At 73.7% G+C, this 10,062-nt stretch carries 10 protein-coding genes; 3 read left to right on the top strand and 7 right to left on the bottom strand.

The window, feature by feature from the left end:
• From Q7T52_RS08270 to Q7T52_RS08260, 3 genes are all read right to left on the bottom strand, one after another.
• A partial coding sequence (locus Q7T52_RS08270; protein WP_304801297.1) for a hypothetical protein occupies positions 1-995 on the bottom strand: 995 nt, incomplete at its 3' end.
• On the bottom strand, positions 971-1,885 hold the full coding sequence (locus Q7T52_RS08265) for an SDR family NAD(P)-dependent oxidoreductase (protein ID WP_304801295.1): 915 nt from the start codon (positions 1,883-1,885) through the stop codon (positions 971-973). The genes Q7T52_RS08270 and Q7T52_RS08265, both read right to left, overlap by 25 nt.
• Entirely contained in the window at positions 1,827-2,870 is a 1,044-nt protein-coding gene (locus Q7T52_RS08260) for a YafY family protein (protein WP_304801293.1), read from the bottom strand. Before Q7T52_RS08260 ends, Q7T52_RS08265 begins: the two co-directional genes overlap by 59 nt.
• Before the next feature lie 62 nt (positions 2,871-2,932).
• Between Q7T52_RS08260 and Q7T52_RS08255 the strand changes: the two genes are divergently transcribed.
• From Q7T52_RS08255 to Q7T52_RS08245, 3 genes are all read left to right on the top strand, one after another.
• A complete protein-coding gene (locus Q7T52_RS08255) occupies positions 2,933-3,949 on the top strand; it encodes an ABC transporter ATP-binding protein (protein WP_304801291.1) in 1,017 nt (338 codons plus the stop codon).
• Positions 3,946-4,776 (top strand): ABC transporter permease, encoded by an 831-nt coding sequence (locus Q7T52_RS08250; RefSeq protein WP_304801288.1) that lies wholly within the window; start codon positions 3,946-3,948, stop codon positions 4,774-4,776. The genes Q7T52_RS08255 and Q7T52_RS08250 overlap by 4 nt, the downstream gene beginning before the upstream one ends.
• 119 nt (positions 4,777-4,895) lie before the next feature.
• On the top strand, positions 4,896-5,600 hold the full coding sequence (locus Q7T52_RS08245) for a hypothetical protein (protein ID WP_304801285.1): 705 nt from the start codon (positions 4,896-4,898) through the stop codon (positions 5,598-5,600).
• Positions 5,601-5,613: 13 nt separating this feature from the next.
• Here the strand turns inward: Q7T52_RS08245 and Q7T52_RS08240 are convergent, their stop codons facing one another.
• From Q7T52_RS08240 to Q7T52_RS08225, 4 genes are all read right to left on the bottom strand, one after another.
• Positions 5,614-6,468, bottom strand: a complete 855-nt coding sequence (locus Q7T52_RS08240) for an alpha/beta hydrolase (protein ID WP_304801282.1) — start codon at positions 6,466-6,468, stop codon at positions 5,614-5,616.
• A 49-nt stretch (positions 6,469-6,517) separates the two neighbouring features.
• Positions 6,518-7,528 carry a hypothetical protein gene (locus tag Q7T52_RS08235; RefSeq protein ID WP_304801280.1) on the bottom strand — a complete coding sequence of 337 codons (1,011 nt, stop codon included), beginning with the start codon at positions 7,526-7,528 and terminating at the stop codon, positions 6,518-6,520.
• Positions 7,529-7,580: 52 nt separating this feature from the next.
• Positions 7,581-8,705, bottom strand: coding sequence for a glycosyltransferase (locus Q7T52_RS08230; protein WP_304801278.1), 1,125 nt, complete (start codon positions 8,703-8,705; stop codon positions 7,581-7,583).
• A gap of 36 nt (positions 8,706-8,741) precedes the next feature.
• Positions 8,742-10,062: AIR synthase-related protein (locus tag Q7T52_RS08225; protein WP_304801276.1), on the bottom strand; the 1,321-nt coding region annotated here is incomplete at its 5' end.

Genomic DNA, 10,062 nt, shown 5'->3' with positions numbered 1-10,062 from the left:
TGCTCGTCGGTGAGGGCGCGCCGCTGCTCGACGGTCTCGGTGGGCGTCCACCACGACGGCTGGTCGAGGGTCCAGCGTCGGTCGGCGGCCGGGCGGCGCTCGGCCCGGGCGTAGGCCGCCCGCAGCCGGGCGATGAACGCGGAGCCGTCGTGCCGGTCGGCCGCGGTCCTGGTGACGCCCTCGAGGCCGAGCTCGCGCAGCGCGGCCTCACGTCGCAGGTCGCGGTCGCGGGTCGCCCGGTCGAGGTGGACCTCGCCGTCGTACTCGCCGTAGACGCCGTGGACCGGGTCGATCAGGTCGGGCGTCGCCACGTGACGTCCGGTCAGGTCGAAGACCGGGGCGTTGCACCGGGGCGTCGGGAGCTCGGCGACCACCTCCCACTCCTCCCGGGTCTCGACCTCCTGCGGTGACCAGCTGTTCTCCTGCGCCCGCGGCATCACCCGTCGCGCTCGCGGGATCCCGGTCCACCCGCTCTGGCGGGTGAGGAACTCCTCCATCTCCGCGATCGAGACCAGGTCGTCGTCGATCGCCTTCTCGAGCTCGACCAGCGCCCGGAAGTCCGTCGGGGCGTAGCGCATCTGGAAGCTGACCGCGAGCCGCGGATCCATGACCCGGAGCCCGTCGACCCACCGCGCGTACTCCGTGCTCGGCCCCTCTCCGGTCACGTCGATCCCGGGCTGGCGGCGGGTGTTGCCCGTTCCGACGCAGATCACCACGGGAAGCTTCTCGCCCGACGCGGTGAGGCCGTCGAACCACCGACCGCCCTGCCACCGCAGCGCCGCCCAGCCCGTGATGGCGTGGTGGGAGGTCACGACGACCGAGGCCTCGACGATGCGCTGGTCGACGTCGTCGGTCGACACCGAGCTCGGGACGTAGAAGCCCTGGCTCGTACGTCGATAGCCCGGCCCGCGCGCCCGCTTGCGGGTCGGTCCGTCGCCGCCGGCGCGCACCGGCAGCGTGAAGCCCGCCCTCAGCTCGCGACCGTCCTCCGACACGCGGGTGAGGATGCACCAACGCGGCCGGTGGCGTCGGCGTCATCCACAGGTCTTCCCGGCCGGGGTCGGGCTCGCGGCCCGGCCGACGGGTAGTCCCGGGCGAAATGGCCCCTGAGACGGCTCTTAAGGGGCCAATTCGCCCGGGACAACCGCAGCTGGGGCAACAGCATCTCGACGACCGTGCCCGCGGGACCGCGGGTGGCGAGGTCGACGACGGTGCTCGCGACCTCGGCCGGCGGCACGAGGGGCGGGAGGGTGGCGCGCTCGGCGGGGTCGAGGGCGGCCCACTCGCGCTGGGCCCGGTCCAGGCCGATCCAGCCCGGCACCACGCAGGTCACGCGCGCCCGGCTGGCGACGTCGGGCCGGGCCATGGCGGTGGTGAAGCGGACGAGACCGGCCTTGGCGGCGGCGTACTCGGGCGAGCCGTAGGGGTCCGTGCCGACGGCGGCGCTCGAGGAGACGTTGACGACGGCGCCCGGCTCGTCGGTGCGGCCGCGGCGGTCGGGCAGCGCGTCGAGGAAGAGCTGGGTCAGCCGCATCGGCACCCTGAGGTTGAGGTCGAGGGTGCGCGACCAGGCGGCGGGGTCGGCGGCGGGGTACTGCTCCCCCGGCGTCCAGCCGCCGGCGTTGTTGACGAGGACGTCGGCGCCGCCGAGGTCGCGGAGCCGCCCGGCGAGCAGCGGCAGCTCGTCGTCGTCGCACAGGTCGACGGCGAAGGACCAGGCCTTGACCCGGCAGGCGCGCACGAGGTCGGCGGTCTCCTCGGCGCCCGTCGTGTCGCGGTCGACCACGACGACGCCGGCCCCGGCCCGCCCGAACCGCAGCGCGACCTCACGCCCGAGCCCCGACGCGGCCCCCGTGACCACCACCGTCCGCCACCGCAGGTCCATGGCTCCCGACCGTAGCCGCCCGACCCTGCTGGCCCGCCGCGGCCGAGGTGAAGTGGGCGGCGACGGCGGAGCAGGCGTCGCGCAGCTCGTCGGGGGTCTCGATCTCGAAGGGGGCGCCGACCTGGGCGAGCACCATCACCGGCCACTCGAGCGAGTCGACCTTCATCTCGAGCAGGCACGTGTGATCGTCGAGCGGGGAGACATCGCCGTAGCGACCGACGGCCCAGCGCACCTGGTCGGCGGTGGCGGAGACGCGCACGCGGACGTCGTACCTCTGTGGGATCTGGCGGAAGCCCGCGGTCACGAAGGCGAGGGCGTCGCCGCCGGGGAGCTCGCGCGGGCGGAAGCGCGGACCGGTGGTGGCGGGCGAGGAGAGGCGGTCGACGCGGAAGGAGCGCCAGTCCTGGCGGTCGCGGTCGTAGGCGACGAGGTACCAGCGGCGGCCGAGCGAGACCAGGCGGTGCGGCTCGACGCGGCGATGGGTGACCTCCGCGCCGCGGGCCTCGTAGTCGAACGTCAGCGGCTCGTCGTCGCGGCACGCCTGGGCCAGCGTGGTGAGGACGACGGCGTCGACCGTCGGCCCGCCGCCCCACGGGCTCGGGGTGTCGGTGACGGCCTTGAGCGCGTCCATCCGTCGCCGCAGCGGGGCCGGCATCAGGGCGACCACCTTGGTCAGCGCCTGCACCGAGGTCTCCTCGAGCCCGCCGACCGACCCGGCGGCCGCGGTGCGCAGCCCGACGGCGATCGCGACCGCCTCCTCGTCCTCGAGCAGCAGCGGCGGCAGCTGGCCCCCCGCCCGCAGCTGGTAGCCGCCGGCCACCCCGCGGCTCGCGTCGACGGCGTAGCCCAGGTCGCGCAGCCGCTCGATGTCGCGGCGCAGGGTGCGGCCGCTCACCTCGAGCCGGCTGGCCAGCTCGTCGCCGGGCCAGTAGCGGTGGGTCTGCAGCAGCGAGAGCAGGGAGAGCATCCGGGCGCTGGTGGACATGGACCCAGATTACTTCTCATTCAGGACAGAACCTGACCTAAGTGGCTCCTAGCGTCATCCTCATGACCCAGACACGACACACCGCCAAGACCGGTCCGGTGATCCGGACCTCGGGACTCACCAAGACGTTCACGCGTCACAAGCAGACGGTCGAGGCCGTCAAGGGCCTCGACCTCGAGGTCGGCGACGGCGAGCTCGTCGCGTTCCTCGGCCCCAACGGCGCCGGCAAGTCGACGACGCTGCGGATGCTCACCACACTCATCGCGCCCACGTCCGGCACCGCCGAGGTCGCCGGCTTCGACGTCGTGACCGAGCAGCGCGCCGTACGTCGCTCGATCGGGTACGTCGGGCAGGGCAACGCCGCAGGTCACCAGCAGCGCGGGCGCGACGAGGTCGTGAGCCAGGCACGCGCCCACGGCCTGTCGCGCTCGGCTGCGAACGCCCGCGCCGACGAGCTGCTCGCGGCGTTCGACCTCAGCGAGCACGCGGGCCGACCGGTCTCGACGCTCTCCGGCGGCCAGCGCCGCCGCCTCGACGTCGCGATCGGGCTCGTCCACCAGCCGCGGCTGATGTTCCTCGACGAGCCGTCGACCGGGCTCGACCCGCAGAACCGCGTCAACCTCCAGGAGCAGGTGCAGCGCCTCAACCGTGAGCTCGGCACCACGATCGTGCTCACCACGCACTACCTCGAGGAAGCCGACGCGATCGCCGACCGGGTGATCGTGATCGACCACGGCGAGGTCATCGCCGACGACACCGCGACCCGGCTCAAGGCCGGGCTCGGCGACCTGGTGTCGCTCGGGTTCGCCGGTGCCGACGACGCCGCGCAGGCGGCCGAGCGCGCCCGGCGCCTCGACGGCTCCACCGTCGAGGTCAGCGGGTCGGCGGTGTCCGTCCGCGTCGCCCACGGCCGCGACCTCGCGCCCGGCCTGGTCACCGACCTCGCCGGGGCGGGCACGCCCGCCACCCGGATCGAGGTCGTCAGCGCCACCCTCGACGACGTCTTCCTCAACCTCACGGGTCGCAGCCTCCGCGAGACCGACTCCACGATCACCCCGACCGAAGGAGCAGCGGCATGACCACCACGACCAACGACACCACGACCGCCACCGAGAGCACCGCTCTCGCGCCGTCGTACGACGACGAGACGCGTGAGCCCGGCTTCCTCGCGGACACCTGGAACGTCATGACCCGCGAGCTCAGGCCGATGCTGCGCGAGCCCGCGTCGGTGCTGTTCGCCATGGTGCAGCCGCTCGTCTTCCTCGCGCTGTTCGCCCCGCTGCTGCCGGACAGCAGCGCGTTCGGCGGCTCGGCGCTGCAGTGGTTCGTGCCCGGCATCATCGCGATGACCGCGCTCATGGGTGCGTCGATGACCGGCTCCAACCTGACGCTCGAGATCAACACCGGCTCGCACGAGCGGCTCCTCGTCTCGCCGCTGCGCCGCTCGTCGCTGCTCGTCGGGCGGGCGCTCAAGGAGGTCGTGCCGATGCTGGCGCAGGCCGTGCTCATCGTGGCGGTCGTGACGCCGTTCAGCTTCGACCTCCACCTCGGCGGCGTGCTGGTGGGCCTGGCGGTGCTCGCGCTGTTCAGCGTCGGGATCGGTTCCCTGTCGTTCGCGCTGGCCATCGTCTCGGAGGGCCAGGACTGGCTGTTCTGGACCGTGCAGCAGACGCTGATCTTCCCGCTGCTGCTGCTCGCCGGGGTGCTGCTCCCGCTCGACGGCGCCCCCGGCTGGCTCCGCTTCCTGGCCAACCTCAACCCGCTCGGCTACATCATCGAGGCCGAGCGCGCGCTGTTCGCGGGGTCGTGGTCCTTCGACACGATCCTCCAGGGCGCGGTCGCCGCGGCCGCCGTCGCCGCGGTCGGCCTCGTCGTCGGCCTCCGCACCATGCGCCGCTCCAGCTGATCCCCGCCACGGTGACCCGTCAGCAGACGGCGACGGGTCACCGTCCCCCCACCCCCCACCACGCCGACCCGTCAGCAATCAACGACGGGTCGGCGACGTCGTTGACTAGATTGACCGGCATGCCCGACCTGGACCGGCTCGACGCGCTCGAGGTGCGGCTGACGGTCGACCGGCTGCAGGAGCGGATCATCGCGCGGTTCCCGCGGCGCGGGATCGCGGCGCTGGCGACGCGGCTCGGGTCGCTCGTCGACGAGGTCGAGGGGACGGCGCCGGGCATCAACCGGCAGCTGCGCCGGGCGCGCGTGGTGTCCCGGGTGCTCGCCGCCGCGGTGCTCGTGGCCACCGTGGTCGCGCTGGTGCTGGCGCTGCGCGACGCGGTCGACGACGGCGTGAGCAGCAGCGTCGACTGGCTGCCGCTCATCGAGACGACGATCAACGACCTCGTCTATGCCGCGGTGGCGCTGTTCTTCCTCTACTCGATCCCCGAACGGCTGCAGCGCGGCCGCTCGCTGGCGCTGCTGCACCGGCTCCGCTCGCTCGCCCACGTCGTGGACATGCACCAGCTGACCAAGGACCCGGAGCGGTTCCGCTCCGACTTCGTCCCGACGCCGAGCAGCGTCGACCCGCGGCTGACACCGCCGCAGATGGAGCGCTACCTGGAGTACTGCTCCGAGATGCTCAGCCTGGTCGGCAAGATCGCGGCGCTCGTCGCGGAGGAGTCGCGCGACGCGGTCGTCCTCGACGCCGTCGGCGGCATCGAGACGCTCACGACGAGCCTGAGCCGCAAGATCTGGCAGAAGATCACGCTCCTCGGCCGCACCTAGACCCGGCAGGCGGTCAGCCGATCCCGTCGAGGATCTCGAGCGTGCGCGCCCAGGCGTCGGACTCGGCGTCGATGACGACGAAGTGGTCGCCGCCCTCGACCTCGACCAGCTCGGCGGTCGCGCCCGCGTCGGTCGCGCGCTCGACGTAGGTCGAGGACTGGGTGAGCGGGACGATGGTGTCGTCGGTGCCGTGCACGCACCACAGGGGTACGTCGAGGGGCAGCTGCTGCGTGGGGTCGTACTTCTCGTCGGCGACGGTCGGCTGGTGGCCCAGGAACGCCCCGGCCGCCCCGCCGCCCAGGTTGGAGTCCTCGGACGCGATGAGGTCGAGGACCCCGGCCTGGCTGACGACGTGGGTGATCGTGACGTCCTCGGGCCAGTCGTAGCGCCCACGCGCGGCGGCCCAGGCGGCCAGGTGGCCGCCGGCACTGTGCCCGAGGGTGATGACCGGAGCCGTCGCGAGGTCGAGCCCGAGATCGAGGTCGGCGAGCTTGTCGATGCCGGCTGCGACGTCGTCGAAGGTCTGCGGCGTGCCGCCGCCCCCACCCTCGTCGGGGTCGCCGACGCGGCGGTACTCGAGGTTCCACGCGGCCCAGCCGGCCTCGGCGAGCGAGGCTGCGAGCGGCGTCCCGAGCGTGTAGTCGTAGCCCGCCCGCCAGAAACCGCCGTGGATGACCACGACCACCCCGCGCGGCGTGCCCTCGGGCAGGTAGAGATCGCCGAACTGGCTCGGGTCGTCGCCGTAGGTCTCGCGCCGGGCGTCGCTGTCGTCCACGTCGGGCTCCTCTGTCTCGCAGGCGGTCAGGGACAGCCCGACGACCGCGAGGGCACCGAGTCCGGGCAGGCTCAGCAGGGTGCGACGGTGCATGGCCCGATCGTCCCAGACCGACCTAGGCGCCCAGGCAGCAGCGGGCGCCTCAGCCGAGCAGCGTCGCCAGGGACCAGCCGGCGACGACCACCATCACGGCCAGCGAACCGAGGGTCAGCAGCACGCCGAGCCAGGCGACGAACGACAGCCCGCGCGGCAGCTGTCCGTCCGACCCCGGCTTGACGCTGAACCACAGCTGGCTCACGCACAGCGCGGAGGCGGGGTCGCGGGGGTCGGCGAGCACGACGCCACCCTCGTACGGCGCCCCGCCGACCCGCAGCGTGCCCGGTCGGCCGGCCACGGTGTAGGAGAGCTCGGTGCTGCGGCCCTGGCCCGTGTAGCCCTCCCACCGGGCGTCCCAGCCGCGGGCCCGACGCATCGGCACGTTGGTGTAGGACGAGCTGCCGAGCGACTCGTGCGCCGCGGTGACGGTCGCGACCTCGCCCCACCGCAGCACCGGCACCCGCCGCCGACAGAGCCGTGTGGCGCGCAGGCCCACGAGCACCGCCCCCGCCGTGGCCGCCACCAGCAGCGAGCCGGGGACCAGGATCCACAGCGCGAGCGGGCAGACGCCGAGCATGAGGAGGACGAACAGCTCCACCGGTCCGAGCGTCGTCGTGGCCAGCCGCGCGCCGAGCGGCACCGGACGCGGACCCGGCGCGAGTCGCTCGACCTTGTCGGGGTCGGGCAGGAAGACGTCCTTCTCCACCCGGTCCGACCGCAGGCCCAGCGACTGCTGGAGGTCGGCGAACAGCCCCGAGCCGAAGAGGTCGCGCAACGCGGTCGCCGAGTCGACCGGCACCACGTGCCCGTCGACGTGCACGACCACCGCACCCCCTCGGCGCACGGCGTCGGCGAGCCGACCGTCGCCCGCCGCCACCGGCGCCCCGTCGACGGTCACCGCCGGCTCGGGCCGGCCGTCACCGGGGACGTAGGGCTCGTAGGACGGCTCGTCGGCCGACGCCTCCCGCTCGAGCCGCGCGACCTCGCCCATCGCGTGGGCCAGCCGACGCTCGAGGTCAGCGAGGCGCGCGGGGTCGCCAGGCCGGTCGGAGGTCACGGATCCAGGGAACCCGTCCTCCCCGTCCGGCGACAAGGCACGAACGGGCCATTCAGCCGACGAGGGACTCGATCGTCGGGACGACCGACGAGACCGGCGGCAGGGCGGCGACCTCGTCCCGCACCCGGGTCGCGCCGGCCCGCAGGTCGACGTCGGTCAGCGCGCGGGTGACGGCCCGGCGCACGTCGTCGGCACCGGCCGTCACCACGTCGAGCCCCACCCCCGCGTCGAGGGCGACGAGCCGGGCGGCGTTGAGCTCCTGGTCGGCGCCCATCGCCAGGGTGACGACCGGCAGGCCGTGGGCCAGCGCTCCGATCACGCTGCCCGAGCCGCCGTGGTTGACAACGACGTCGACGAGCGGGAGCACCTGGTCCTGCGGCACGAACCGCTCGATGCGCACGTTGTCGGCACGGACGCCGACGAGCGCGGGGTCCACGTCGGAGCCGACGGTCGCGAGCACGCGGACGGGCTGGTCGGCAAGGGCGCCGAGCGCGCGCGAGAACAGGTCGCCGGACTCGGTGTTGAAGATCGTGCCGAGCGTGAGGTAGACCGACGGCCCGTCGTGGGACCTGAGCCAGGCGACGCCCGGGTGCACCTCGTCGCCCCCGCCGACCGGCTCGGGCCGGACTGCCACGGCTCCAGGGGACAACGGGAAGCCGGGGTCGCGGAAGGACGGCGGGGCCGGGTAGATCTCGAGATCGCCCTTCACCTGCTGGAGATCGAGGGCAGCCAACCCGTCGTCGACGTACGGCGACCGTACGAGAGCACCGCTCGCGATCACGTCGACGACGACGCACGGCAGCCCGGCCCGGGCGGCCGCCGCGACGCTGCCGAGGTCCATCTCGTCGCAGACCACGAGGTCGGGCCGCCACCGCTCGACGACCTCCCTGGTGCGGAGGAGGTTGCGCTGGGCCAGGGTGCCGGCGTACCAGCGTCCGACGACCTCGAGCTCGTGCTGCAGGTCGGGCGCGGTGAGGGTCCCGGTGCCGCCGTCGGGGTCCGGGCCGGGGCCGATCCGCTCGTGCGGGAAGAGGTCGCCGAAGACGCCGTGGGACCCGACCGCGTGCGGATGACCGCTCAGGGCGAGCTCGTGGCCGGCGTCCCGCAACGCCCGGGACAGCGGGAGCATCGGCAGCAGGTGCCCGCGGCCGCCGGCGAACGTGACGAGGACCCTCACGGCTCCTCCCCGCCCGCCACCTGCCTCACGACCAGGTCACGCCATGGCCATCGGGATCGTCGCCATCCAGGTCGACCGCAGCTCGAGCAGGTTGACCTCGAAGAGCCCGTCGACGCCGAGGACGTCGCCCCCGGTGATGCCCAGCTCGGTGACGGGTACGCCGTGGCGCCCGGCCAGGTCGACCAGCCGGTCGGTGTCTCCCTCGGCCACGGTGACCAGCACCCGGCCGGCCGACTCGGCGAAGAGCGCGACGAAGGGGTCGGCGTGGACGTCGGCGACCGCGACGCTCACGCCGCACAGGTGCCGGAGCGAGGCCTCGACGAGCGCCTGGGCGAGGCCGCCGTCGGACAGGTCGTGCGCCGAGGTCAGCAGCCCGACGCCCTCGCGCAGCAGCTCGGCCAGCCGCTTCTCACCGGCCAGGTCGACCACCGGCGGCAGGCCGCCGAGGTGTTCGTGGACGACGTGCGCCCACTCCGAGCCGCTGAGCTCCTCGCGGGTCTCGCCGAGCAGGAACACCCGGTCACCGGCCTCGTCACCCTCGACGGACGCCCACGCGGACGGCGTACGACGGGTGACGTCGTCGATCACGCCGAGCACGGCCACGACCGGCGTGGGCAGGATCGCGGTCTCGCCGGTCTGGTTGTAGAGCGAGACGTTGCCGCCGGTCACGGGGATGCCGAGCTCGAGGCAGCCGTCCTTGAGGCCGCGGCAGGCCTCGGCGAACTGCCACATGACGCCCGGGTCCTCGGGCGAGCCGAAGTTGAGGCAGTCGGAGATCGCCAGCGGCAGGGCGCCGCCGGTCGCGACGTTGCGGTAGGACTCGGCCAGCGCGAGCCGGGCACCGGTGTAGGGGTCGAGCCGCGCGAACCGGCCGTTGCAGTCGGTCGAGACCGCGACACCGAGGTTGGTGGACTCGTCGACGCGGATCATCCCGCTGTCGCTGGGCTGGGCGAGCACGGTGTTGCCGCGGACGTAGCGGTCGTACTGGTCGGTGATCCACGACTTGTCGCAGAGGTTGGGGCTCGACGCGAGCGTGAGGAGGGTCGCGCGCAGCTCGTCGCCGGTGACCGGTCGCGGCAGCGTCTCGGCGACGTCGGCCTGCAGCGCGTCCTGGGTGTCGGGGCGGGCGAAGGGCCGCTGGTAGGTGGGGCCGTCGTGCGCCACCGAGCGTGGGGGCACGTCGACGACGCGCTCGCCGTGCCAGTCGATCTCGAGGCGGCCGGTGTCGGTGACCTCGCCGACCACGACGGCCTCGACGTCCCACTTCGCGCAGATCGCGAGGAACGCGGCGACGTCGTCGGGCTCGACGACGGCCATCATCCGCTCCTGGCTCTCGCTCATGCGGATCTCCTCGGGC

Source organism: Nocardioides sp., from assembly GCF_030655615.1.
GTDB lineage: Bacteria > Actinomycetota > Actinomycetes > Propionibacteriales > Nocardioidaceae > Nocardioides.
The sequence above is the reverse complement of the archived record's forward strand: the minus strand, read 5'-3'. Positions and strand labels throughout refer to the sequence as shown.

Bases quoted from the DNA above. Each gene is read 5' to 3' on its own strand.
- Q7T52_RS08265 (WP_304801295.1), bottom strand. From the start codon at position 1,885: ATGGACCTGCGGTGGCGGACGGTGGTGGTCACGGGGGCCGCGTCGGGG.
- Q7T52_RS08260 (WP_304801293.1), bottom strand. From the start codon at position 2,870: ATGTCCACCAGCGCCCGGATGCTCTCCCTGCTCTCGCTGCTGCAGACC.
- Q7T52_RS08255 (WP_304801291.1), top strand. From the start codon at position 2,933: ATGACCCAGACACGACACACCGCCAAGACCGGTCCGGTGATCCGGACC.
- Q7T52_RS08250 (WP_304801288.1), top strand. From the start codon at position 3,946: ATGACCACCACGACCAACGACACCACGACCGCCACCGAGAGCACCGCT.
- Q7T52_RS08245 (WP_304801285.1), top strand. From the start codon at position 4,896: ATGCCCGACCTGGACCGGCTCGACGCGCTCGAGGTGCGGCTGACGGTC.
- Q7T52_RS08240 (WP_304801282.1), bottom strand. From the start codon at position 6,468: ATGCACCGTCGCACCCTGCTGAGCCTGCCCGGACTCGGTGCCCTCGCG.